25 protein-coding genes are annotated in these 23,597 nt (G+C 42.3%); 18 read left to right on the forward strand and 7 right to left on the reverse strand.

Going from position 1 to position 23,597, the window contains the following annotated elements; translation table 11 throughout:
- Position 1 precedes the first annotated feature (1 nt).
- The 15 genes from EHS15_RS02150 (at position 2) to EHS15_RS02220 (ending at position 15,203) form a co-directional block, all read left to right on the forward strand.
- Entirely contained in the window at positions 2–436 is a 435-nt protein-coding gene (locus EHS15_RS02150; protein WP_425460613.1) for a MarR family winged helix-turn-helix transcriptional regulator, read from the forward strand.
- 280 nt (positions 437–716) lie between these two features.
- Positions 717–1,094 carry a hypothetical protein gene (locus EHS15_RS02155; protein WP_135758898.1) on the forward strand — a complete coding sequence of 126 codons (378 nt, stop codon included), beginning with the start codon at positions 717–719 and terminating at the stop codon, positions 1,092–1,094.
- Positions 1,063–2,133, forward strand: coding sequence for a F0F1 ATP synthase subunit A (gene atpB, locus EHS15_RS02160; RefSeq protein ID WP_425460614.1), 1,071 nt, complete (start codon positions 1,063–1,065; stop codon positions 2,131–2,133). The genes EHS15_RS02155 and atpB overlap by 32 nt, the downstream gene beginning before the upstream one ends.
- Before the next feature lie 47 nt (positions 2,134–2,180).
- Complete coding sequence (gene atpE / locus EHS15_RS02165) at positions 2,181–2,468, forward strand: ATP synthase F0 subunit C (RefSeq protein WP_135758900.1); 288 nt, start codon at positions 2,181–2,183, stop codon at positions 2,466–2,468.
- A gap of 2 nt (positions 2,469–2,470) precedes the next feature.
- Positions 2,471–2,995 carry a F0F1 ATP synthase subunit B gene (locus EHS15_RS02170; protein ID WP_135758901.1) on the forward strand — a complete coding sequence of 175 codons (525 nt, stop codon included), beginning with the start codon at positions 2,471–2,473 and terminating at the stop codon, positions 2,993–2,995.
- On the forward strand, positions 2,992–3,561 hold the full coding sequence (atpH, locus tag EHS15_RS02175; protein WP_135758902.1) for an ATP synthase F1 subunit delta: 570 nt from the start codon (positions 2,992–2,994) through the stop codon (positions 3,559–3,561). Before EHS15_RS02170 ends, atpH begins: the two co-directional genes overlap by 4 nt.
- The gene (atpA, locus tag EHS15_RS02180; RefSeq protein WP_135758903.1) at positions 3,551–5,065 is read left to right on the forward strand and encodes a F0F1 ATP synthase subunit alpha; all 1,515 of its coding nucleotides are present in this window, start codon (positions 3,551–3,553) and stop codon (positions 5,063–5,065) included. The genes atpH and atpA overlap by 11 nt, the downstream gene beginning before the upstream one ends.
- Before the next feature lie 11 nt (positions 5,066–5,076).
- Entirely contained in the window at positions 5,077–5,949 is an 873-nt protein-coding gene (atpG, locus tag EHS15_RS02185; RefSeq protein WP_135758904.1) for an ATP synthase F1 subunit gamma, read from the forward strand.
- 22 nt (positions 5,950–5,971) lie between these two features.
- A complete protein-coding gene (atpD, locus tag EHS15_RS02190; protein WP_135758905.1) occupies positions 5,972–7,378 on the forward strand; it encodes a F0F1 ATP synthase subunit beta in 1,407 nt (468 codons plus the stop codon).
- A gap of 11 nt (positions 7,379–7,389) precedes the next feature.
- Complete coding sequence (gene atpC / locus EHS15_RS02195; RefSeq protein ID WP_135758906.1) at positions 7,390–7,770, forward strand: ATP synthase F1 subunit epsilon; 381 nt, start codon at positions 7,390–7,392, stop codon at positions 7,768–7,770.
- 49 nt (positions 7,771–7,819) lie between these two features.
- Positions 7,820–8,116 carry an SLBB domain-containing protein gene (locus EHS15_RS02200; protein ID WP_246051857.1) on the forward strand — a complete coding sequence of 99 codons (297 nt, stop codon included), beginning with the start codon at positions 7,820–7,822 and terminating at the stop codon, positions 8,114–8,116.
- A gap of 9 nt (positions 8,117–8,125) precedes the next feature.
- Positions 8,126–10,408, forward strand: coding sequence for a hypothetical protein (locus EHS15_RS02205; RefSeq protein ID WP_135758907.1), 2,283 nt, complete (start codon positions 8,126–8,128; stop codon positions 10,406–10,408).
- Position 10,409: 1 nt separating this feature from the next.
- On the forward strand, positions 10,410–12,728 hold the full coding sequence (locus tag EHS15_RS02210; RefSeq protein WP_135758908.1) for a GAF domain-containing protein: 2,319 nt from the start codon (positions 10,410–10,412) through the stop codon (positions 12,726–12,728).
- A 15-nt stretch (positions 12,729–12,743) separates the two neighbouring features.
- Positions 12,744–14,150, forward strand: a complete 1,407-nt coding sequence (locus EHS15_RS02215; protein WP_135758909.1) for an MBOAT family O-acyltransferase — start codon at positions 12,744–12,746, stop codon at positions 14,148–14,150.
- A gap of 3 nt (positions 14,151–14,153) precedes the next feature.
- Positions 14,154–15,203, forward strand: a complete 1,050-nt coding sequence (locus tag EHS15_RS02220; protein WP_135758910.1) for a hypothetical protein — start codon at positions 14,154–14,156, stop codon at positions 15,201–15,203.
- Between the two features lie 3 nt (positions 15,204–15,206).
- On the opposite strand, the gene EHS15_RS02225 is transcribed toward EHS15_RS02220, so the two are convergent.
- The 3 genes from EHS15_RS02225 to EHS15_RS02235 form a co-directional block, all read right to left on the reverse strand.
- Positions 15,207–15,392: a hypothetical protein gene (locus tag EHS15_RS02225; RefSeq protein WP_135758911.1), complete on the reverse strand. Its 186-nt coding sequence runs from the start codon at positions 15,390–15,392 to the stop codon at positions 15,207–15,209.
- A 13-nt stretch (positions 15,393–15,405) separates the two neighbouring features.
- Positions 15,406–16,494, reverse strand: a complete 1,089-nt coding sequence (gene carA, locus EHS15_RS02230; protein WP_135758912.1) for a glutamine-hydrolyzing carbamoyl-phosphate synthase small subunit — start codon at positions 16,492–16,494, stop codon at positions 15,406–15,408.
- A gap of 159 nt (positions 16,495–16,653) precedes the next feature.
- The gene (locus EHS15_RS02235) at positions 16,654–17,220 is read right to left on the reverse strand and encodes a hypothetical protein (RefSeq protein ID WP_135758913.1); all 567 of its coding nucleotides are present in this window, start codon (positions 17,218–17,220) and stop codon (positions 16,654–16,656) included.
- 259 nt (positions 17,221–17,479) lie between these two features.
- Between EHS15_RS02235 and EHS15_RS02240 the strand changes: the two genes are divergently transcribed.
- The 3 genes from EHS15_RS02240 to EHS15_RS02250 all read left to right on the forward strand — a co-directional run bounded on the left by EHS15_RS02240 (position 17,480) and on the right by EHS15_RS02250 (position 20,439).
- The gene (locus EHS15_RS02240) at positions 17,480–18,334 is read left to right on the forward strand and encodes a porin OmpL1 (protein ID WP_246051858.1); all 855 of its coding nucleotides are present in this window, start codon (positions 17,480–17,482) and stop codon (positions 18,332–18,334) included.
- A gap of 49 nt (positions 18,335–18,383) precedes the next feature.
- A complete protein-coding gene (locus EHS15_RS02245) occupies positions 18,384–19,745 on the forward strand; it encodes a hypothetical protein (protein ID WP_135758915.1) in 1,362 nt (453 codons plus the stop codon).
- A gap of 85 nt (positions 19,746–19,830) precedes the next feature.
- Positions 19,831–20,439: an FMN-binding negative transcriptional regulator gene (locus EHS15_RS02250; protein ID WP_135758916.1), complete on the forward strand. Its 609-nt coding sequence runs from the start codon at positions 19,831–19,833 to the stop codon at positions 20,437–20,439.
- Here EHS15_RS02250 and EHS15_RS02255 read toward each other — a convergent pair.
- From EHS15_RS02255 to EHS15_RS02270, 4 genes are read right to left on the reverse strand one after another with little or no spacing between them, the layout of a single operon-like run.
- Positions 20,432–20,740, reverse strand: a complete 309-nt coding sequence (locus tag EHS15_RS02255; protein ID WP_135758917.1) for a 4a-hydroxytetrahydrobiopterin dehydratase — start codon at positions 20,738–20,740, stop codon at positions 20,432–20,434. The genes EHS15_RS02250 and EHS15_RS02255 overlap by 8 nt on opposite strands.
- A gap of 1 nt (position 20,741) precedes the next feature.
- The gene (locus EHS15_RS02260; protein WP_135758918.1) at positions 20,742–21,641 is read right to left on the reverse strand and encodes a DMT family transporter; all 900 of its coding nucleotides are present in this window, start codon (positions 21,639–21,641) and stop codon (positions 20,742–20,744) included.
- Complete coding sequence (ung, locus tag EHS15_RS02265; protein WP_135758919.1) at positions 21,631–22,296, reverse strand: uracil-DNA glycosylase; 666 nt, start codon at positions 22,294–22,296, stop codon at positions 21,631–21,633. Before ung ends, EHS15_RS02260 begins: the two co-directional genes overlap by 11 nt.
- Positions 22,297–22,308: 12 nt before the next feature.
- Positions 22,309–23,553 carry a hypothetical protein gene (locus EHS15_RS02270; protein ID WP_135758920.1) on the reverse strand — a complete coding sequence of 415 codons (1,245 nt, stop codon included), beginning with the start codon at positions 23,551–23,553 and terminating at the stop codon, positions 22,309–22,311.
- Positions 23,554–23,597: the final 44 nt, after the last annotated feature.

Raw genomic sequence — 23,597 nt, forward strand, 5'->3', positions numbered from 1 at the left:
GATGGCAACGGGAGAAGCACTTTTACTCAAAAACCAAATCTGTTTTTCCCTCTATTCCGCAACACATAGGCTGATGAAAATCTATCGGCCTTTGCTTGCGGAGTTAAACCTCACCTATCCTCAATACCTAGTAATGCTTGTTTTGTGGGAGGAGGGATCCGCAACCGTCAGCGGGATCGGCGAAAAACTAGGACTCGACTCAGGAACTCTCACTCCTCTTTTGAAAAGAATGGAAACTGCCGGATATCTGGAGAGGAAACGAAGCGAAAAAGACGAACGAATCGTAACCATCTTGTTGACACCAAACGGACGTAATTTGAGAACTAAAGCAAGATCCGTCCCCGAAAAACTGTTCTGTCAAACGGGAGTGTCCGAAAAGGATGCCTTTGCATTGAAGGAGGTTTTAGACAAACTAGGATGTGAAATTCCCGGCTGAATCTGGCGTTTCAAAATCACATAATCCGTATTAGTTTTGTTTCGGGAGATTCGGGTGCGCCCCATTGTTTCTCTGGCGATAAATTTTTTGAAGAATGGGCCGGGCTGTCCGAGGCTCCGGCGTTCGCCTACGTCTCACCAAAGGTGAGACGCCTTCGGCGCCTCTCCCATCCCTCGCACATAGATCTTATGGAAAATCGAAACATTGGAATTCTTCAAAAAAGCGGGCGGGGAATCATTGACTGCACCCTTGTTTCTTTCAATCTCAGTTCATCCCTCTTATGGATTTATACACACTCAATCTAAAGAAGTTCCATCTGCACTACTTCACTTATCTTTTGTTTTGTGGAATTCTTTCTTATTTTCTTTTGCCTTCTTTTCCTGAGATTTCCCCTTTGGTGTTCTATGTGGGATGTGGTACCTCCTTCTTTTTGCAGATAGGAGCCATGGAACTTAGGTTTCTTCCCCGCTTTCATCCCAAGCTGGGAGAGATGGGATTTCCTTTGTTTACTGTGGTTTTTTTCTTTTGGATCAATTTAGGGGTGCTGGCCGCACTTATATTCCTGGAATTCCCTTTTGAAGCGATCATTGGATTTTTAATTGCCTATTTCCTTCACCTTCTTTTTCTTGTATTTGCGAGCTATTTCAGTGGAAAATAAGTCTAAATATCGGGCATTTTTCTCTTTCTTATTAGTATTTTTCCTTAGTTTTTCTGGTCTTTTTGCTTCCGGTGAGGGTTCTCATTCGGACGAATTCGACTTCAGTGAAGTTATGTCCCACCACTTGGGAGATGCACCCATCTTCCCTTTGAATTTTGGTGGTGAAAAAGTTAAGGAAGGCCAACCAGGATTTGATCCTGAGAACCACGACGTTTTTGAAGATCATGGAACCCGTTACCACTACGTGGGCGGTTTCGATATGCACATCACAAAACGCGTTACAATGATGTGGATTGCATCTTTTTTTCTTTTGATCATCTTCATCCCGGCAGCTAAACTCATCTCTAGAGACCCTAAGAAAGTGCATAACAAATTCACTTCTTGCGTGGAAGCAGCTGTCAGCTACATCAAAGAAAATGTGGTAGATGCTTCTTTAGATCATCATGGTCATTCTTACTACCATTACATCTTGAGTTTGTTTTTCTTTATTCTTTTTTGTAACTTATTCGGACTCATTCCTTCCGTAGGAGAGTTGACCGTGGCCGCATCCGACCTTTTGGTTTCTTTCGGTCTTTATGGACACACTCCTCACGCATTGCATACGTTCGGCGAAATTTGGTCCGGAATCACTCCTACGGGAGATATCGGGGTTACACTTTCTCTTGCATCTTTGACTCTTCTCATCATCTACGGCACCGCTTTTTCTTACCAAGGGATTTCCTTTGTGGCTCATGCGGTTCCGAAAGGGGTTCCTTTACCTCTTTGGCCTTTGATGTGGATCCTTGAATTCATCGTCACTCACATTGCTCGTTCCTTCGCCCTCACTATGAGGTTGCTTGCGAACATGACAGCGGGTCACGTTATGATTCTGGCTCTATTGGGATTTATCTTTATGAGTCAAAGTTACTTTATCGCTCCTATTTCTGTAGTTAGCTCGGTGCTGATCTACTTCTTGGAGCTTTTGGTCGCCTTCTTACAGGCGTTCATCTTTTCTCTGCTCACTACCGTGTTCATTGGAACGGTAATGCACAGACATTAATTTGGTTTTATTTAAATTGTAAAACAATACAGGAGTAAACGAAAACAATGGAATTCGGTCTAGGATACATCGCAGTAGGACTCGCAGCAGGCTTAGCTATGCTCGGTGCAGGAATTGGAATCGGTAGAATCGGTGGCTCTGTCGCTGAAGGAATCAGCCGTCAACCAGAAGCGGCAGGAAAGATTCAACTTGTGCTTTACGTAGCAGCAGGTATGATCGAAGGTGCTGCACTTTTCGCAATCGTAATCGCTCTACTCATCGCTCTTAAACTCAATGGTTCTGTAGACAAAACCATTGGATCTGGCGCTGCTCATAAAGTAGAACAAGGACAATAGCCTTGGCAATTCTTGCGACTTCCGGCTTTAATTTGCTGAAGGTCAATCCGGGTCTGGTTGTCTGGACCCTGGTCACTTTCACAGTTGTTGTCATCGTTCTTAAAAAGTTTGCTTGGGGACCTATCCTTCATGCATTGGAAGAACGTTCCTTGGGCATCCAAGCGGACATTGATAAAGCTGAAGCATTAAGAAAGGAAGCTGAAAAGTCCCTTAAAGATTACCAAGAAAAAATTAGCAAAGCAACGGATGAGGCTCATAAGATCGTGGAAGAGGCGAAGCGAGATGCTACCGCTCTCAGAAACAAATTGATCGAAGAGACCAATCACGATGTGAAGAACTTGAAAGACGGAGCACTGCGCGAGATCGAACTCGCAAAAGGCAAAGCTCTTTCCGAAATGCAAACGCAAATCGTAGAAATGTCTGTGCTCATCGCTAGTGAGATCTTGGAAAAACAACTGAAGAAAGAAGATTATGTTTCTTTCGTAGAAAAAGAGATTTCAAAACTCGAAAAACAAAAAGCAAAATGAGTCGAAGCCACGTTTCAAAGGTTTATGCCACGGCCCTTCTCGAGTTAGCAAAAGATGCTAACTCGCTTGAGGCTACAGAAGAAGAATTAGCAGCCATTATAGGTTCTTTTTTCTCAGATGATACGATTCGACATTATTTTCTTTCTCCATTGGTTGATCCAATCCAGAAAGAAAATACTGCTGCGAAGGCCGTAAAAGGACAAACATCTGAAATAGTTGCAAATTTTATTACCCTAGTCATTCGCAAAAATAGATTTTTACATCTTCCTGATATCCTCGAAGATTTCAAAGAAGGAGTCGATGCCATCAACAATCGAAGCTCTTTGAAGATTTATTCGAAGGAAACTCTTTCCGGACAAGAAAAGGAAAGAATCACAAAGGCAATCTCAACTCAATTCGGACGTCAATTGAGAGTGCAAGAATTTATAGATCCTTCCTTAATCGGTGGGTTTAAACTCTATATAGACGACTATTCCATAGATGCCTCTATCCGTCATAAATTGAACGGAATTGAAGAGGCTCTCCTCCAAAAGAAAATCCCTGTCGGAGCCATTTATGAAAATTAAAACAGACGAAGTTACATCGGTACTCAAACAAGAAATTAAAAACTTCAATAAAGACCTGCAAGTGGAAGAGGTTGGAACTGTTCTCGAAGTAGGGGACGGTATCGCTCGTGTTTACGGACTGAACAACGTAATGTCCGGAGAGTTACTTGAATTTCAAAATGGAGTTCGAGGACAAGCGTTCAACTTGGAAGAAAACTCCGTAGGGGTCATTATCTTTGGAGACTACATCGGAATCGAAGAAGGTTTTACCGTAAAAAGAGTCGGTAAAGTATTCGAAGTTCCCGTCGGACCAGAGTTACTCGGTCGTGTTGTAAACCCGTTAGGTGAGCCGATTGACGGAAAAGGTCCGTTAAACGCTAAAAAAACTCGTCCTGTTGAATCTCCAGCTCCTGGAATCGCTATGAGAAAATCAGTAGCGGAACCGATGCAGACCGGAATCAAAGCGGTAGACGCAATGATCCCGATCGGAAGAGGACAAAGAGAGCTTATCATCGGCGACAGAGGAACTGGAAAAACTTCCATTGCAATCGATACAATCATCAATCAAAAAGGAAAAGACGTAGTCTGTGTTTACGTAGCGATCGGGCAAAAAGCTTCTACTGTAGCTTCTACCATCGAAATGCTTCGTGAAAAAGGTGCTCTTTCTTACACCATCGTAGTTTCTGCGAACGCATCCGAGCCTGCTCCTCAGCTTTTCATCGCACCTTACTCCGGCGCTTCTATGGCGGAATACTTTATGTATGAAGAAGGAAAAGCAACACTCGTTGTTTACGATGACCTTTCTAAACAAGCGGTTGCTTACCGCCAAATGTGTCTTCTTCTTCGTCGTCCTCCTGGTCGTGAAGCTTATCCTGGAGACGTATTCTACCTTCACTCTCGTTTGCTCGAGAGAGCTGCGAAGTTAGATGATAAATTCGGAGGCGGATCTATGACTGCTCTTCCTATCATCGAAACGCAAGAAGGTGAAGTTTCTGCATACATTCCTACCAACGTAATTTCCATTACTGACGGTCAGATCTACCTTCAGTCCAACTTGTTCGCATCCGGTCTTCGCCCTGCGGTAGACGTGGGAATTTCCGTATCTCGTGTTGGTTCTGCAGCACAGATCAAAGCGATGAAAAAAGTAGCGGGAACAGTTAAGTCCGACTTAGCTCAGTTCCGTGACTTGGAAGCATTCGCTCAGTTGGGAACAGAATTGGATCCTGTAACACAAGCTCAGTTGGATCGTGGATATAGAATTCTTGAAATTTTAAAACAGCCGAACAACTCTCCTTCTCCGGTAGAAGAACAAGTAATCTCTATTTTTGCGGTGACTCGCGGATTTATGGATACGATTCCTACAGCTAAGGTGCGTCAGTTTGAAGCATTCTTGCTCCAAACTCTAAGAGAACAACATCCTGAAATTTTGGAAGAAATCCGAACTGCGAAAGAAGTAAAAGGAGAAGCCGTTCTCCAAAAAACGATCAAATCGATCGTAGAACACTTCCTAAGCAAGAATAAGTAAGGGGAAAGATCTTGGCGACACCGCGTGAGATAAAAAAAAGGATCACTTCGGTCAAAAACACCCGAAAGATCACTCGTACGATGGAGATGGTCTCCACTGCGAAGGCGAAAAAAGCGACGAACAAAGTCAACGCGGCAAAACCTTATGCCGAGTTGACGATGGAACTCGTTGGGTCGTTGTCCGGACTTGCCGGGGTGATTCAAAGTCCTTACCTTCGTAAACCTCTAAAGACCAGAAAAGTTGCAATCCTTGCCATTACCGCAAATCGTGGGTTATGTGGCGGGTTCAACTCCAATGTTCTGAAAATGGTTCGTAACCGCATCGACGAATGGACTGCGAAAGGCGTAGAAGTGGAGGTACATGCTGCAGGTAAAAAGGCGGTTGCATACTTCAAATTCGCCAAAATTCCGTTGAAGTCAAGTTATACGAACATTGACGACAAAGCGGGGTCTCCCGAAGCGAATATACTCGCAAATTATTTTATGTCTGCATTTGCAAAAGAGGAAATCGACGCAGTGGAAGTAGTATCCACTCATTATTACTCTGCGGCTTCTCAAAAACCGGAAGTTACTTCGATCCTTCCTTTGCAAGTGGAAGAAGATACTTCTCAAAAATCGAACTCTGGACCAGAAATTATGTATGAGCCAGATCCAAAAACCATCTTGGAGAATCTATTACCATTAGTGATTCGTACCACTTTTGTAAAGATCATCCTGGAAACTTCCGCTTCCGAACACATTGCACGAAGAATCGCTATGAAGTCTGCAACAGATGCGGCAGGGGAAATGATCAAACTTCTCACTCGAGGATACAACCGAGTCAGACAGGCAAAGATCACACAAGAAATTTCAGAAATCGTCGGGGGCGCAGAAGCGATCTCTTAATCAGATCATTCGGAGTTAATATATGAATAAAGGCAAAATCAAACAAATCATCGGTTCGGTATTAGACATTAGTTTTGAAACAGGAAACATTCCTGAAATTTACAATGCTGTAGAAATCAATACAAAGATTAACGGGAATGATGTGAAAATCACTGCCGAAGTTCAGCAACATATCGGTGATAATACGGTTCGTGCCATCTCTCTTCAATCTACGGACGGTCTCAAAAGAGGTTTGGAAGTAGTGGATACGGGAGCTCCTATTTCCGTTCCTGTAGGTCAAAAAACATTGGGACGTATCTTCAACGTTCTAGGTGAAACAGTAGATGAAATGGGCGATATGCCGAAAGACATCGAAAGAAGACCGATCCACAGAAGCGCTCCTTCTTACGAAGAAATTAAACCTAAAACAGAGATTTTCGAAACAGGAATCAAAGTAATCGATCTGCTCGCTCCTTACATCAAAGGGGGAAAAACAGGTCTCTTCGGCGGTGCCGGAGTAGGTAAAACGGTTCTCATTCAGGAATTGATCAACAACATCGCAAAACAACACGGTGGTTATTCCGTGTTCGCCGGAGTAGGGGAAAGAACCCGTGAAGGAAACGACCTTTGGCATGAAATGAAAGATTCAGGCGTTATCGACAAAACAGTGTTATGTTTTGGTCAGATGAACGAACCACCAGGTGCTCGTCTTAGAATCGCTCTTTCTGCGCTTACTATGGCGGAACACTTCCGTGACCAATCCGGTTCCGATATTCTGCTTTTCGTAGACAATATCTTCCGTTTCTCTCAAGCGGGCTCCGAAGTATCTGCGTTACTTGGTCGTATGCCTTCTGCGGTAGGATACCAACCGACTCTTGCTACTGAGATGGGGGGACTACAAGAACGAATCACTTCCACTACGAAAGGTTCCATCACTTCCGTGCAAGCGATCTATGTTCCTGCCGACGACTTAACTGACCCGGCTCCTGCAACTGCATTCGCTCACTTGGACGCGACTACAACTCTATCTCGTGCTATTTCCGAAAAAGGGATTTATCCTGCTGTGGATCCTTTGGATTCCACTTCCAGAATCATGAACCCTGCAATCGTAGGAGAAGAACACTACGATACTGCTAGAGAAGTACAAAGAATTCTTCAAAGATACAAAGACCTTCAAGATATCATTGCCATCTTAGGTATGGACGAATTGTCCGAAGACGATAAAATCCTAGTAGCACGCGCAAGAAGATTGGAAAAATTCCTCTCTCAACCTTTCCACGTAGCGGAACAGTTCACCGGACGCCCTGGAAAATACGTGAAACTTGCGGATACAATTCGTTCTTTCAAAGGAATCATCGAAGGAAAATACGATTCTCTTCCAGAACAAGCTTTCTATATGGTGGGTTCCATCGATGAGGCAGTGGAAGCGGCGAAACAATTGCAAGGTTAAGTCGAACCAAAATGGAAAAGAATCTATCCCTCACTATCATTTCTCCGGATAAAATTCTCTACCAAGGGAAGGTGGAATCTGCCATCCTTCCCGGTGCTGTGGGATATTTTGGAGTTTTACCTGGCCACGCCCCGATTGTTGCCCAATTGGATCATGGCTTGATGAAGCTTAAAATCAGCGGCAAAGAGTTCCGTATCGCGATCGACGGCGGGTTTTGTGAAGTGAAAAACGATGAAATTCGTGTTTTGACAGAAGACGGCCATTCCGAGGACGATATGTCCCACGATCACGCTGAAGAATTATTACGAGAAATTGAAGCTCTTCCTTCCTCCCCGGAAAAAGAAATTCAATTAAAGAAAGCAAAAGTTCGCATTTTACTGCACCAACGTTAATCTTTTTCCCCTCTAGTTGCCGAAAATAAACCAGAGGGGGTCTATTCCTTTGATTCAAAAACTTGCATTTGGTTCGGTTCTATTTGTAACCTTATCCGTTTCTGCATTTTACTTGAAGGAACACCCTGAGCTGAGAAAAAGAATCTATTCCTCGGAACAAATCCATGTTAAAATTACGGGACAAATCAAGTCCCCTGGGATTTATAAAATGGAGTCCGGTTCTACGGGAAGAGATTTGATAGAAAAAGCAGGTGGGCTACTCCCCCATGCTGAAATGTCTTTGGAGGACGATAGCTTGGAGCAACTCTTAGTCGATGGCCAAGCTATAGATTTGGGAAAACGGTAATCGAAGCGAATGGCGGATCAGGAAAACAATAAAAATGAAGATCTAGATAATCTCGAGCCAATTTTGGACGAGGATACATTCTCGCTTGATCTAGATGATTTCGATTTGGGTGACGATGATTTGGAATCATCTCCGGGATTAGAACCACCTACTTTAGAAGATATTACAAATTTTGAAGATGAAGACGATCACTCCATCAGTGATTTGGTCGTTTCCACATCCGACGATTCGGATGACGATTTATTGGACATCGATTTAGATTCCGACTTAAACTTATTAGGTGAAGAAGACCCTATCCTTCACGATGATGATATTCATAGCGACTTCGGTCTGCTCGATGAAGATGAAGCCGATTCCCACAGCAAAGTTTCCTCTGCAGAAGAGGACGATTTGGAATTGGAGTTCGATGACGACGTCATCGACTTAGACAAAGAAATCGACGCTATTTTAAACGGCGAAGACGGCATACTCTCTCAAAGAAAATCGGAGGAAATTTCTTCCGATAAGGATTTGGAATCTTCCGGCTCCGACTTCGGTGTGGAAGAAGAGGACGGCCCGATCGCTCTTTCTATGGAAGAGTTGGAAAACATCGCCGGCCTTTCCGAAGAGGAAGAAGAAGCTCCTTCTTCTTTCGATCAAGAATCCGATGACACTGTAGGTCTTTCTGACGAATATGAATTGGAGTCCGACCTTTCCGATTTCGTAGAACCTGTGTCAGATGAAGAAGAGGCTTCTTCCGAGGAAGAAGAACATTCGATAGACGATGAACATTTCGGTGTCGATCTTGATTTGGATGATTCCGAAGTAGATACCTCACTTTCCTTCGGCAGTGAAGGGGAGTTGGAACTTGATTTGGAAGAAGACGCTCCTGAGAAAAAGGATTCTTCTTTCACTCCTCTCAGAGATCCGGAAGAGGAAGAGTTGTTCGGTTCCGCAAAAGAAGACGAAAATTTAACACTCTCAGACGATGAATTGGGAGATATTCTAGGAGCCGGCGGAGAAGCCAGCCTCGAAGAAAGTTTAGGTTCCGAGAACGATTTCTTCGAATCCGAAGAAGCTTCTTCTTCAGAAGAAGAGGAAACACCTAGCTTTGATACGGAAGAGGAAGACGACGGCCCGATCACACTTTCTCTGGAAGAGCTGGATCATATCAGCGAAGACGACGATACGGAGCTGAATATATTGGAAGACGAACCGGAAGATGAGACGATCACTCTCAGCCCGGATGAGTTGGGAAGCATCATCGGAGAAGATGAATCCGAAGAAGAAAGCGCTCTGGAAACAATCGACTTCGAAGAAGCGGAAGCCTCTTCCGGACTAGAAGGGGAATACGAAGAAACTCAAAAACAAGATCTTCTTTCCGACGAATTCGAAGATGACGGCCCGATCGCTCTTTCTATGGAAGAATTAGAATCCATTGCGGAAGATGCAGAAGAAGCACCTGATGAAGAGTTGGTGGATAGTTTGGATCGTGCCCCTCTTCCTTACGAAGAAGAAAATGCTGCCGCAGGCGGTGCATCTCTTCCGGAGAATGATTTCTTAGAAGAGGATTTGGAAGACGAATCCATCGCACTTTCCTTGGAAGAACTTGAAAATATAACTGCGGAAGAAGACGATCAGCCTACAGAAGATTCTTTCGACTTAGTAGAGTTAGAAGAAGATGCGGATCCGATCACTGATATTACCGATTCCTTGGAACTTGATACGGAAGTAGAAGAACCTGAGAAAGCAGTGGAAACCGTTTCCGGGGATCATATCGACGATCTTCTGGGAGAATCTCTCCCTGGAGATGGTTTGGAAGATATAGGAGAATTGCCGGAAGAAGAAAATTCCGCTGCAGGAAAAGGATTCCAAGATTCTCTCGAAGACGAGCCTGAAATAGAGCTTACGTTAGGTGATATCCCTGATTTAGTAGAAACGGAAGAGGAAGAAGCTGCAAGTTCTGCTCCTGTCTCCCACCAAAATAGACAACCTACATTAGGTTCCGATGATAGCGAAACGATAGAAATCGATTTGGACGAATATGCTCCTGAAGGAAAACTTTCTCCGATAGAGGAATTGAGATCCGCTGCAAGCGCACCTGTAATAGAAGAAGCGAAACCTTCTTCCGCTTTAGATGAAGAAAGTTTAGTCGATGCAAACGGAGCAGAGTTGTCCGTTGCAGATCGTAAAAAAGTTTTGGGATACCTGGACAATCTATTGGGCAACCTTCCTGACGATGTCATTAAGGAATTCTCTAAGTCTCAATATTTCGATCTTTATAAAAAACTCATGAAAGAATTGGAGTTATGAAGTGGGACTACTCGACCGTGCGGAGAGTATCAAATCGGGTTCCGAGTCGGCACGCTTAGAGAATCCGAAACCGGCTTCGGCTGCTCCTCAAGCGCCTTCTTTATTAAAGAAGGCCGAACAATTCTTAAGCGATGATTCGGATGACTGGATCGATGATTTAGATTCTGCGCCTGCCAGCGAAATTACGGAAGATCTTCCTTCTCCTGACGGTTGGGAAGAGATCGACCTCAGTGATATTCCCGATTTACCTCCTGTCAGTTCCGACGACTCCTTCTTCGACGATGATTTTTCACCGGAAGAGGGTGAGCCATCCTTTGACGATTTAGGGTTGGGAGAAGAGGAGGATGCGAAAGCACAGTCTCCTTTCGATTCTTCCGACTCTCTTCCTAAAGAAGACGAGGATCTAATCGAAAGAGAAGATGAACCTTCTTTTCCGGAAGAGCCTGTATCGAATGAAACATCTCCCGAACCGGAACCGGAAGATGTTTCTGTACCCGAAGAAAATAAAATTGAAGAGCCGCAGGCAGAAGAAAATTCTCTCGATGAACCTACGTTAGAGGATATTGCTCCTGAATTAGATGAAAAACCCACTGAGCTAGAAGAGGAATTCCCTGAGGAAAAAGAGCCTGAAGAACTTCCTGCTGCTGCTGAGGACTTGATTGTACCGGAGGAAGATGAAGTTGCATCCGCTCCTCTTCCTGAAGTGGATCTTTTTGAGGAATGGGAAAAAGAGGCTCATGCGGAATCTTCCAAACATCCTGTTCGACCTGCTTCGGAAGATCCTGCCCCAAGTGATAAAGAATTTTTATTCGATGATGAATCCGATTTTACTACGGCTCCTATGATTCATCACCTAGCATCGAAAAAGCGGATTGAAAACTACCAAGCGGTTTTCGAGATCACAAAAGAGATAGCTTCCTCTTACGAATTTGCGGACTTTTTCGAGAATTTAGGATATAGCATCATCGGGCAAGTAGGTTGTAGTTCTGTCGTTATTCTAACCGCTACCAATTCCAATGCGGAACGTTGGGATGCTGTCAATGCGGAAGGGATCACTCCTAAAGACAGTTGGTTCCTTTACCCTACGGACGACATCTATCAACGACTTACCGATTCCGATACTATCGTTTATGCAGGAGAGTTGAAAAAATCCAGATTGCCTGACCGCGAGCTTGTTTTGTTAAACGACATGGAATCCGAAATTCTAGTCCCGATTCGAGGCAAAAACGAATGTTACGGAATTATATCTTTAGGTAGACTCATCAACGGAGAAGAATACATCACGGATGATTTGGAATTCGTAAAAATCATAGGTGATATCGCAGGTTCCGTTTTTACAAGAGTCGCCCAGTTTGAAAAAGTTACGGAAGAACTGGAAAACGCAAAACAAGTATTAGAGATCAATGAATCCGTCCTGCAGTCTGCGAGAGAATTCGCAGGCGTGCGCAAGATGGATGAAGCTTATGATCTTCTCATCGATAACATCAAGAAAAAATTGGGAGTGAAGCAGTTTTCCTTTTTGGTTTTGGATTCAGAAACCAGATCCGACTACGTTGTGTTCGGCTCCAATTTTATCCTTCCGGAAAGAGCGAAAGACTTCAAGCTCAGTAAAGATTCCGACATCGTAGGGATGGTCTCTAATGTTCCCGGAGTGTATCGTTTGGAAAACTTCAGAGAAGATTCCGAACTTAAATCGATCTTTACGAACGATGAATTGGGCATCATGTCCGAGTTTACGATTCTTCCGATCATCAATTTGAATTGGTTAGTTGGAATGATCGTGGTTCACTCCACGAATAAACCTTGGACGGATATGACTAGAGACGTCGCAGTCGCATTATTGGAAACCTCTGCGCCTGTTCTTGCCAATTTATTGATTCTTTCCGAAAAGGAAGCGTTGTTCCGAAATCCTTTTAATCCTTTGGAAAATAAAATCCTAAGTGAAATCGAAAAGGCGAACCAACTAAAACTTTCTTTTACTGTTTCCTTATTCAAGATCCAAAACATTTCCAGAATGGTGAGTCTGTTCGGTGCCGGAAAATTCGCTCGTTATGCGGACAGCCTGAGAAAAACAATTACGGATCATATCGGAGAGAACGATTTTTTCACCAGAGTGGGGCAGGGGAAATTTGCCATGATTCTCCATGGGAAAGATAAGGAAGAAACGGAAATTATCGTTAAAAAGATCAAATCCTCTTTTGCAAAGAAGGAAGAAAGTTTCGGTTCTAATTTCAAACCTTCTTATCGTATCTTAACTTTGGCGTATCCGGATGATACGAAAGATAAAAACCAATTTTTGGAAATGATAGAAGAAGCTTAGAAGATTTCGTGAGCTGTGTTATTTAACTCTCTTCCATTCTTAACTAGTTTTTCCTTTTTTTTCGCGATTTATCTTTTTTTATCCAAAAAACATCAAAACATATTGCTTCTGTTATATGGTCTTTATTTCTATTCCTACTGGAATTGGAAGATGACCTTTTTGCTTTTATTTTCCATCCTAGTTAATTTTGCGATTGGGATTGCCATTGATACTCAGCAAAATCCCTCTTCTAAAAAGAGAGTGTTGGTAGCAGGAATCGCATTCAATCTTCTTCTTTTGGGCTGGTTTAAGTATTTGGTATTTGTTTTAGGGCTTTTTGAAGACGGGATTCGTTTGTTCGAACCGGGATTCAGCATTTGGAAACCTGAGATTTTACTCCCGGTAGGTGTTTCTTTTTATACATTTCATAACATCAGTTATTTGGTGGAAATTCACTCTTCTCGCATTTCCGCTTCGCGCAATTTTATCAGTTTCGCCGTTTACGATATCTTTTTCCCACTCCTTCTTGCCGGCCCGATAGAAAGGCCCAATTCTTTGCTTCCCCAATTGGAAAAGGAAAGAAAGACAGATACAAACTCTTTCTTCAGCGGTATGAGTTTGTTTGTTTGGGGGATCTTTCTGAAAACAGTGATTGCGGATCCTTTGGCTAAATTCGTAGACGGTGCTCTTGTTGCAGGAGGAGAACTTCCTCCTGGAATTTTATGGATGGTCGCACCTGCATTCGCCTTTCAGGTGTATGCCGACTTTTCCGGTTATTCTAACTGTGCGAGAGGTCTTGCCGAAATGATGGGCTTCAAATTGATGAATAATTTCCATCGTCCTTTTTTTGCATCTAATCCTTCCCAGTTTTGGCAAAGATGGCATATCTCGCTTTCCAGTTGGCTTCGTGATTATGTTTATATTCCGTTAGGTGGAAATAGGTTCGGTTTTTTTAAACAAAACTTGAATATTATGTTCGTTTGGCTTTTGGGAGGCCTGTGGCATGGAGCCACATACGGATATTTGATCTGGGGAATTTACCTGGGCGCTTGCATTGTTTTATACAATTTAACTAAGAAGTTATTTCTTTCCCGTTTGTCGTTTGAATCCATCTTACTGACTTACTTAGGCAGATGTTTTACCTTTCTAAGTTTTGCTTTCGGGCTTCTTCTGTTTCGTGTCAATGACCCTTCCGAATTGATTCGTTATTTACGAAATATTTTCTCTTTCGGTTGGGAAACTTTGCAATGGTCGTATGTATTTTTATTTATGATTCCCATTTTGGTATTCGATTATACCCAGGAGAAAAAACAAACTCTTGAGGCAGATTGGGAGATCAACACTAGACCGTATCGATTTTTGTTTTTTTTCTTTGTTCTATTCGTTTTATTTGCTTTGGTTTCTCCCTTCGATAAACAAGAGTTTTTTTATTTTCAGTTTTAACCTATGAAACTACGTTACTTGTTTTTAACACTGATTCTGATCTCTCTTTGCATGAGACTTTTTGTAGAACCTCTCGCATCTTTCTGTGAAGTTAGCTCATTGTATTGGTTTTTGGAAGAAAAAGGAAAAGAGACCTCTTCCGAGAAAGTTACGATTCTGGTTTTAGGAGACAGTCAGATCATTAGCGGCCTTACCGTGGAAATGATTTCCAAGATAGAAAAAGTTAATAAAGATCAAATTTCCTACCATCCCAGACCCAGCGAACAACCTGAAGGTATATTGGATCAATATTACAGATTGAGAAATCGTTTCCCTCATTTGCAAAAGATATATTTGAATGTTTCTCCGATTGCATTGTCGCAGAATTCAGTCACAGATACCCACAAACAGTTATATTACGGATTTGGCAGTTTCCATTGGAGGCAAATTGTTGATTCGGATCTTAGAAAGGCTTATTTCTCCAACGTTCATGATTTCGTTTGGAAAATGATCATCCAATGTTTTCCTTTTTTCGGATTGAACGCAAATTATGCGGCTCTTTTCGGAATCCTTCCTTCTCAGTCCCAATTTTATGAAACGGAAGATACTTCCGGGGAATTACGACCGAACCCGATCCTGCAAACTTTGGAAAAAAGAAAAAGAGAATCCGAATTTTTGAGAGAACAATTCGATCGAGAACAAGGAGCTTGGGTTTGGAAGGATTATGGAAATTCGCCTATTTTAAGTGATACGGAAGAGTTCAAAAAAGGAAGTGCCTACGGTTTTATAAAAAGAAGGGACGTATCGGTCGCTCTCTTCCGTAAACTCATTCGGGAAACTTCGGAACAAGGTATTCAAATCGTTTGTTTGGATATTCCCTTTTCGCCCGATTTAGAGAAAGATTTAGATGTCGTAGGGGTGAATTCTGTTTACGGTGTCGAATTGCGGAAGTTAGATGGCTGGAAATACGTTCGGTTAGAGAGAAGTTTATTTTCGAAAAGAAGTAATTATGCGGATTGGACACATCTCAACCGAAAAGGAAGAGATGTGCTCTTTCGGGAATTGACTCGGTAGTTATTATCGAATCAATCCTACTCTTTTTCCTAGTGCGTGAAGATTCACTCCCCACCCTAGTCCTAGAAAGTTTTTTGGAGTGATGATTTCATCCGTAGTAGGATCCCAAACATCTTTTACAAACGCTTCCGTGCTGATTTCCGTTCCGTAAGGAATTCCCCAGAAATTTTTTTCATCCTGATTTTTCATTAACCGTCTCCTGTTAGTTTTGTTTAGTGATCTTTACCATTTCATAAAATTCTTGAAAATGATATGCGGAATCGTTGGGGCCGGGGCAAGCTTCCGGATGATATTGCACTGCCATTACGGGAAGACCTTTTTGTTTGAGGCCAGCAACAGTGTTGTCAAAAAGATTCAAACGTGTGATAGGAGTTTCTTCGGTGGATTCTCCTAGAACATGGAAACCGTGGTTTTGGGAAGTGATTTCGATTCTTTTCGTTTCTTCGTTTCGAACCGGATGATTTCCCCCTCTGTGCCCAAACTTGAGTTTGGTGGTTTTTCTTCCCAGCGCCAAACCGATGATTTGGTGACCAAGACAAATTCCGAAAAGAGGTTTTTTATTTTCCATGATCTTTTTGGCGGAATCAATTGCATAGTTCAAAGGCTCGGGATCACCGGGACCGTTGGATAAGAAGTATGCATCATAGTTTTCTTTCAGAAGTTCTTCCGCTTTCGTTTCTGCAGGAAAGACGTTCACATTGAAACCGGCTTTGTCAAGAAGGCGAAGAATGTTTTTTTTGACCCCGAAGTCATAAACAGCCAATTTGTATTTGTTAGGTGAATGGGTTCCGTATTGATAAGGTTTTGCGGTAGTAACTACTTTTGCTAAATCTGCCCCGACCATTTTGGGAGCGGCCTTTACTTTTTCCAGGAAGGAGTCGGAGTATTTGTCTGCAACGAAAATCCCTGCAGACATCGCACCCGAGTTTCGTATGATGCGTGTTAGCTTTCTTGTGTCCACTCCCTGAATTCCAGGGACATTGAATCGGATGAGAAAGTCGCATAAAGTTTCTTTAGATTGATAGTTGGATGGCCTGGATACGTATTCTTTTACGATGAGTCCGGTGGCGTGTATTTGATCGGACTCCATATCGTCCGGATTGATTCCGTAATTACCGATCATGGGGTAGGTGAGGTTGATCATCTGACCTTTGTAGGAAGGATCCGTAAGGATCTCCTGATACCCTGCCATGGAAGTATTAAAAACAACTTCGCCAAGTGTGGAAGTTTCTGCGCCAAAAGACTCTCCTTCCATCACAGTTCCATTTTCTAAAACTAAAAAAGCCTTCATTGATTTTCCATTCCAGAGAAAGCGGGCAAAAGTGCGAACTAAAAGAAAAAAAATTTCAGGCAAGAGTTTACGAAAAAGGGAAAATTTTGTAAAGCGGATTTGCAGAGCAAAGCCGCCCACGATCCCACCCCCCGCCCTGAAGGCGGCTGGGTGGGGTACTTATTCCCCCACGTAATACCGTTTCACTCTGTCGTAGGTGAAATTCCCTTTAATCTCCACGATTTCCATTTTTTCCAGTCTGGATTGGAAGTCTTGGGCTATGGAAGGAGCGACTGTTAGATAATTTCGCCTTCCTTGGGTCATATAGACGATTCTGCCTGTTTCCCCAGAGGCTTCTACCACCTGGCCTGCGACAAATTTGGAGTTGGGCTCTACTTTTGTAGGAACTCCTACACTGAACCTCTTCATCACATTCGGTTTTCCCAAACAGACCCAAATTTCCGAAGTAGGAGTCAATTGGGTCGCCTTTCCTTCCACAAAATGACCTTCCTCCTTCCCGGAGTAAGAAAAGAGAGTTTTCATCGTATCCGCATCGCAAAAGACCTTTCGCAACCTAAGAGAGGTGCTGTCTTCGTATTCTATATAAGATTCCTGGCCTTGTGCCACGATTTGGATCAATTTTCCGGAAAAACGATGCACTTTTCTTTCGATTGCCTCCAACTTCACAGCTCCCAGAAAAAATAATCCAGCGATCCAAAGAACATTTGTTAGAACTTTTGCTTTCATACCCGTTGGTTCCCTAAGTTTTTGGTGCAATGCGTCACAAATTCCATACAAAACACATTTTTATCTTAATTTAACAATTTTATTTGACAGAAAAAATTCTACGGTCTATTTTCCTTCCAATTGTCGGAAAATCGTACTTAACCTAAAGTGCAATACGTCCGCAGGATACCAAAAATTCAGGAAAGAAAAACTCACAAGGAGTAACCATCGAATGTTGCACTCACTTCGTTTAGGAATGATGGGGGCATTGTTTGTTGCTATGGCTGGTAGCTTAAGCGCACAAACAGGTCCTCGTTCTTATGTTGTATTCGGTATTGGTGGCCAATTTGACTTAGCTCAAATGGGCGGAACCATTTTAAAAGACGGTCTTGACTCTCGTCAACCATCCAGAGATTCTCAAGGGAACATTACAGGAACCCCACAAAAAGCAATTTATTCAGAAAACACTCTGATCGGTCTTAACAGATCTACTAACGGTTTAGTCGGTGTGAAAGATAATGGTGCTATGGTTGGTTTGAACCTTAACCTAGGTTACGAAAAAGAAGGTCTTTTCGGAATCAACAGCCTCTTCTGGAGAATTAACGTAAATTATACTACTAAAATCGCTGGTGGTTACACTACTTCCACAATCGCTGGATACAAGTGGTTGGAACAAGAGTGGAACTACACTGCTTGGACAATTCCTGCATACGTGGGTGTTAAATTGTTCAACGCTGCAAACGACACAGCTGTGTATGTTGCCGGTGGTGTGAACTACTATAGAGGTGGATGGGGAGTTGCTGGAACAATCGATGGTGACACTCTTAAAAACGCACTTCCTGGTCTAGCTGGTCCTGGCGGAGCTTTCCTTTCTGATGCTCCATCTCCTGGAATCTATAAAGAAAACGCTCAATTCCGTGCAAGCGGCTTTGGTTTGAACTGGTTGATCGGTGCTCAAACAAAAGTTACAGACAAAGGACACGTTTTCTTCGAATTGGAAACTATCCTTTCTGCAGGAATGGGAACAGCAGGAACTCGTTCCGTGGGTGGAGCTAACGCTCTCGCTCCTATCGCTGCATACCCAGTCGTAATCGGTGGTCAAACATACCGCGTTGGTTACAAACTAGAGCTATAATCAGGAGATATAGATGAAACGCAATATTATGAAACTTACAGGCATTGCAATGATCAGCGCTCTTGCTTTCACTGCTTGCCATAAAGAAAAAGTAAAAGAAGAGGCTTTACTTGCTGGACTTCTTTCCCAAGCGGTTCGTACTGCTGGGCAAGGAAACTGTGCTGTAAACATCAACTTGACTGGTCTTAGCTACGGAACATTGGTTCAGGTAGCAGTGAGCAGTGGAACTGCTGATACAACTTTTAATGGTGCTAAATTTTTAGCTCACTTTAACAGCTTGCACGGTTCTTCTCATACAGCAGCTACATTGAACAACGTTTCTTACAATAGAAAGTATGATGCATTCTTTACAGATAAAGATACTTGGAATGCTGCTGCTAGAGCTACTTACCTAAGAACAATAGAGACTCAAGCGGAAGCAAACAACCTTGCAGGTGTTGGTCTTTCTGCTGCTACTTACGGAGCATTGAAGGGTTCTCGTGGTTCTGCGATTATGGCTTGTGCTAGAATTCCAAAATCCAGCTGTTCTTACTCTGCTTTGACTACAGCATCTAGAACAAAAGATTTGGAAAACCAAGTTACTGTTTATAACACAGTGGCAACTGCTCAAGATTGTAAAAAAACTCCTAACATTGAGTATGCATTGAAAACAAACTTGTTTAACGGTGCTTATGCTGGAGAAGTATTCTCTTTCGTTGACGGATCTACTTTTACTCCTGTAAACGACGGACCTTCTGGAAGCAATACCACATCTACAAGTGTTTTGGCTGAGAGATCTTACCCTAAATTCGGTACTCTAGTATCTTTAGGATTCGGTCAATTGATGCCGATGATCGCTGCAACTAGCGCAGCATCTACTGCTTATGCTTTAACTACAGATGCATACACTCAAGGAAGCAACATCACTGCTACAGAAGTAGTTTCTTGTGAAGCTCTTGGTTTACCATCCGGTGGACCTACTGCAACAGCAGCTCTTCCTTTGTCTCCTGTGAGAGAAGTTGCTTATTCTTTCTCGACTCAAGGTCAAGCGGCAAGTGCTTATGCAGCAGCTAGAACTACTTTGAACGGTCCTGCTTTAACAAACGGTTCTGGAGTAGCTTCTACTCAAACTGCATTTGATGAAGCAACCTCTTGTAACAATGGATTGAGAGCATCTTACGCTCCTCCTCTTGCTATCGGTGGTGGAAAATTGGGAGCGGTAACTGGAACTACAGGTGATGGTGGATCTACAACTCTTCTAACATCTTGTATCTACGGTTTGACTTCTGCTGGAAGAGCGGCTCCAATCGCTGTGATCGGAGCTACTTTGGCTGGTATCAGCCACTGCCCAGCAGCAGCTTCCGCTGGTGTTGGTTCTGTGAAGTTTGCTGACACAGGTCTTCAAACTCTTGCTGACTTCCCTAACAACTAAGATTTAAACTTCACAGTTTATCATCTTATGCGTTCGAAAACCCCCGAGGTATCTTGGGGGTTTTTTGTTTTTAAATGAGGATATTATGTTTGTTCCTTCCGCTTTCGAACTGAAAGACGTAGATCTCATCCATAAGGTGATGGGAGAATATAGTTTTGCTACACTGATCTCTATGAGCGGGGAATCTTTGTGGGCCACTCATCTCCCTCTGCTTTTGAATTCCGATCAAACAAAGTTAGTCGGACATATTGCGAAACAAAACCTTCAATGGAAAGATTTAGAATCCAAAGAAGTTTTAGCTATATTCCAGGGACCTCATGCTTATATTTCCCCTTCCTGGTACGAAACGGATAGAGCCGTTCCTACATGGAATTATATCAGTGTTCATGTATATGGAAAGGCACGTTTGGTTTCTTCCGAGTCGGATCTGCTTTCTTCACTGGCTAATTTGGTAAAATATTATGAATCGGAAGATTCTAATTATTCCTTACAGAATGTTGAATCTAAGTATAAAGAAGGTTTGGTGGCAGGAATTGTAGGAATCGAAATTCAAATTTCCAGAATCGAGGCCAAAGCTAAACTAAGTCAGAACCATTCCGTGGAACGACAGAAACTAGTGATTCAAAATCTGGAAAAAAGTAAATCCGAGAACGAAGCGAAAATTGCAGAATGGATGAAGGAAAATCTCACTTAGAAGAAAGATACTTTTCCGCCGCATAACAAAAATCCCGGTCCAAGTTAGTTATGTTTTTCTCAGTATGAGTATATAAAGACAGTCTTACTCGGTTGTAAGCGTTTTTTATTTCCGCATGATGATTCATCGTTTCCGAGAGCAGTGCGATTTTTGTAAGGTAGCCGAATGCCTGAATAAAATCCTCGAATTCCAAGGATCTTACCAACTTAGGAATGCCATCTTCCGTTTCCAGTTTCCATTTTTGCAAGTCGGACAATACGTTTTTGATTTCTTCTTCCGTAAGAATGCGGACTTCTTTCATTTTAGCCCTCCGATTCGTTTTTGTTTTTCCTTTTGTGAAGTATTAGCAGATATAAGCCGGACAAAATGAACGCAGCTCCTAAAAGTTTCTGTAGTTCCAAGGATTCGTTCATAAACAAGTAACCGACAAACATAAGAAAAATGGGTTCTATCAGAAGAGATGCGTTGAGTTTACTGATGGGCAGGTATTTGTGCGCCTCGAAAAAGAAAGCTCTACCGAAAAAATAACCTAATACGGAGAAAAGTCCCAAGACAATCACAGTTGTTAAAGGAGGAAATAAAAAAGAACCTTTGATCCAAATATAAAGACCGAAAAATAAGGAGAGTAAAATCAAACGCAAAAAGGCATATTCCATGCCGAAGATATCAGGAACATATCTTTTGATCAAATAACTTTGGATGGCAAATAAAAAAGCGGAAGTTAAAATGATAAGGGAAGATATAACGGTGATTTGTCCTCCTAAAGTGGAAATTTCGTAGATCCCCACCAAAGCCAGAATAATCCCGAAACTTTCGAAGGCTTTCAGCTTTTCTCCTAATAAAAAAACACCCAAAAGTACGTTATAAAGAACTGTCGTTTTGATAAGAATGGCTGATGGACCCAGGTCGGAAATGCGAAGGGCAGCGTAATACATTACGATTCCTATCGCATTGGAAAAAGTTCCTAAGAGCAGAACTTTACCGTCTCTTACAATAGTTGTTTTGATGTTCTCTCTTCTTGTTTTGTGAAACAGAAAATAAAAGGAAACGAATAGTGCGGCTGCCGAAACTCCGTAAAAGGCGGCAATCTCCGGTTCCAGTTTGTATCTTCTAAAAACTTCCTTAAACCCGATGACTTCGATGGCAAAAAAAACACCCGTTAAAAATACGAAGAAGTATCCTTTTTTTTCGTTACCAGTCAATCGCATCCATCCCGTTTTGAACTAAATATTCGTTCGTTTTGCTGAAGTGTTTGTTTCCGAAAAAACCTCTATGTGCGGACAAGGGGGAAGGATGAGGTGATTTTAAAATCAAGTGTTTGGATTGGGGAATCAATTCCTCTTTTTTCTGTGCGAAAGAACCCCAAAGGATGAAAACCAAATTCGATTTTTCTTCAGCTAATTTCTGTATTGTGGAGTCGGTGAATCTTTCCCATCCTTGGTTTTGGTGGGAGCCGGCCTGGTTCGCTCTTACAGTTAAACTTGCATTTAATAAAAGAACACCTTGTTCGGCCCAACGGGAAAGATCCCCTTCTTTCGGAATGGGTTTACCCAAATCGCTTTCTATTTCTTTGAAAATATTCTGCAAGGAAGGTGGAAAAGGAATCCCCTTGGCAACGGAAAAACATAATCCGTTTGCCTGCCCCGGGCCGTGGTAAGGATCTTGTCCTAAAATCACAACTTTTACTTTTGCAAAAGGGCAATGGTCAAATGCGGCAAATATTTGTTTTGCGGGAGGATAAACGATTTTCGATTTATACTCTTGTCTTACGAATTCTCTGAGTGTTTGAAAATAATCTTTTTCAAACTCAGGCGTAAGTGCTTGTTTCCAGCCTTCTTCTATTTGTACGTCTTTCATATAACGAATCTTCTATTTTAAATCAAAAAATAAAACCCTCAAGTCGATTCCGCCGTGAGTCACATGAATTGTCTTTTGGCGGAAATTTCTCAACTTGTTCCGAACACTCATCCATTTCTCTTCGCTAGGACAAAGAAGAAAACCGGAAAATGAAAGATCTATTTTTTCTTTTCTACAGTGGGATTGAAACTCTTCGCCTAATTGAATGATTCGATCCGCAATTTTAGGATAGAGTAAATGGTCTTCCCCTTGAATTTCTTTTTTGCGAAAGCCGTAAGGAGGATTGAGAGGCATATGGAAAAACAATTTTGGCCGCGAGGAGTTTTCTTTCGAAGAAAAGAATGTTTCCTTCTGGCGGATCACTTGCTTCAAAGGAGAGTAAAGAAAGAAGTCTTCCGTTTCGAAACTCCAATCTAAGTTTCGCCCGAATATCTTTTCCCAACGAGTTTTTTCCTTTTGCCAATAAGCTTTCAAAGAAGGATCCGTATCTAGCCAAAGATGTGTATTTTTTCCTTTCGGAGAAGACTGTCTTTGTTTTTGAAAATGAGAGATTGTTTTTTCCGGAAAGAATTTTAGAAAAGGGAAAACAAAAGACCTGGGAAAACGCAGTCGATCCGTATCGCTTCCTTCCAATTCCCATTCTGTAGAGAATGTTCCCGTGCCTGCAAAAGGAAGATATAAAAACGCAGGATCCGTTCCTTCCCAGGATCCGAATTCTTTTCCTTGTAAAAGCAAACTTGCAGCTAAATCTTCCGGAACGGGAGCGCTTGTAGAAAATTGAGGTTTACCTCCTCGGATATAGGAAGATTCACCAAATAAAGATAAGGTGACTGTGATTTCCTTTTCGAAATAGGAACCGTGCAGAAAAGAAATGATTTCGCTGTGAAGAAACTTGTCAGGATCTTGGAATAAATTTCTGACTATGGGGACCGAATTTTCGATCTCTTTGGGAAGTTCGACAGGTGCATGGGAGGAAAAATGATTCCAATCTTCCGTTTTCCCCACCACCAAACGAATGTCTCTTAGGAAATAGCCGTATTGAAACAGATAGGCGATTTGATGGGAGTTCGTGTTTTCCAGTTTGATTTTTTCTGTGAACGTCCTGAGTTTGGGTTCCGGTTGATTCGGAAGTTTGATTTCACTTAGCAGTTGTTTTGTTTTTTCGGAAGCCCAAGTGGCAAGACCGGGTGGAAAATAGATCTCCCAATTGAGAGGAGTGCCAGCTTCAGGTTTTTTGATTTTAAACTTCCAATTCATGTTTTCCTTGCTCTTAATCGGAACCGGCGAAGATTGTCTCTTTA

It is taken from the genome of Leptospira idonii, assembly GCF_004770995.1.
In the GTDB taxonomy this organism is placed as follows: domain Bacteria; phylum Spirochaetota; class Leptospiria; order Leptospirales; family Leptospiraceae; genus Leptospira_A; species Leptospira_A idonii.

Excerpts from the sequence above, each read along its gene's own strand:
- EHS15_RS02220 (WP_135758910.1), top strand. The coding sequence starts at position 14,154 with ATGAAACTACGTTACTTGTTTTTAACACTGATTCTGATCTCTCTTTGC.
- EHS15_RS02255 (WP_135758917.1), bottom strand. The coding sequence starts at position 20,740 with ATGAAAGAAGTCCGCATTCTTACGGAAGAAGAAATCAAAAACGTATTG.
- atpA (WP_135758903.1), top strand. The coding sequence starts at position 3,551 with ATGAAAATTAAAACAGACGAAGTTACATCGGTACTCAAACAAGAAATT.
- atpC (WP_135758906.1), top strand. The coding sequence starts at position 7,390 with ATGGAAAAGAATCTATCCCTCACTATCATTTCTCCGGATAAAATTCTC.
- atpH (WP_135758902.1), top strand. The coding sequence starts at position 2,992 with ATGAGTCGAAGCCACGTTTCAAAGGTTTATGCCACGGCCCTTCTCGAG.
- EHS15_RS02245 (WP_135758915.1), top strand. The coding sequence starts at position 18,384 with ATGATCAGCGCTCTTGCTTTCACTGCTTGCCATAAAGAAAAAGTAAAA.
- atpD (WP_135758905.1), top strand. The coding sequence starts at position 5,972 with ATGAATAAAGGCAAAATCAAACAAATCATCGGTTCGGTATTAGACATT.
- EHS15_RS02270 (WP_135758920.1), bottom strand. The coding sequence starts at position 23,553 with ATGAATTGGAAGTTTAAAATCAAAAAACCTGAAGCTGGCACTCCTCTC.
- EHS15_RS02250 (WP_135758916.1), top strand. The coding sequence starts at position 19,831 with ATGTTTGTTCCTTCCGCTTTCGAACTGAAAGACGTAGATCTCATCCAT.
- EHS15_RS02240 (WP_246051858.1), top strand. The coding sequence starts at position 17,480 with ATGGCTGGTAGCTTAAGCGCACAAACAGGTCCTCGTTCTTATGTTGTA.
- ung (WP_135758919.1), bottom strand. The coding sequence starts at position 22,296 with ATGAAAGACGTACAAATAGAAGAAGGCTGGAAACAAGCACTTACGCCT.
- atpE (WP_135758900.1), top strand. The coding sequence starts at position 2,181 with ATGGAATTCGGTCTAGGATACATCGCAGTAGGACTCGCAGCAGGCTTA.
- carA (WP_135758912.1), bottom strand. The coding sequence starts at position 16,494 with ATGAAGGCTTTTTTAGTTTTAGAAAATGGAACTGTGATGGAAGGAGAG.
- EHS15_RS02235 (WP_135758913.1), bottom strand. The coding sequence starts at position 17,220 with ATGAAAGCAAAAGTTCTAACAAATGTTCTTTGGATCGCTGGATTATTT.
- EHS15_RS02150 (WP_425460613.1), top strand. The coding sequence starts at position 2 with ATGGCAACGGGAGAAGCACTTTTACTCAAAAACCAAATCTGTTTTTCC.
- EHS15_RS02225 (WP_135758911.1), bottom strand. The coding sequence starts at position 15,392 with ATGAAAAATCAGGATGAAAAAAATTTCTGGGGAATTCCTTACGGAACG.
- EHS15_RS02205 (WP_135758907.1), top strand. The coding sequence starts at position 8,126 with ATGGCGGATCAGGAAAACAATAAAAATGAAGATCTAGATAATCTCGAG.
- EHS15_RS02155 (WP_135758898.1), top strand. The coding sequence starts at position 717 with ATGGATTTATACACACTCAATCTAAAGAAGTTCCATCTGCACTACTTC.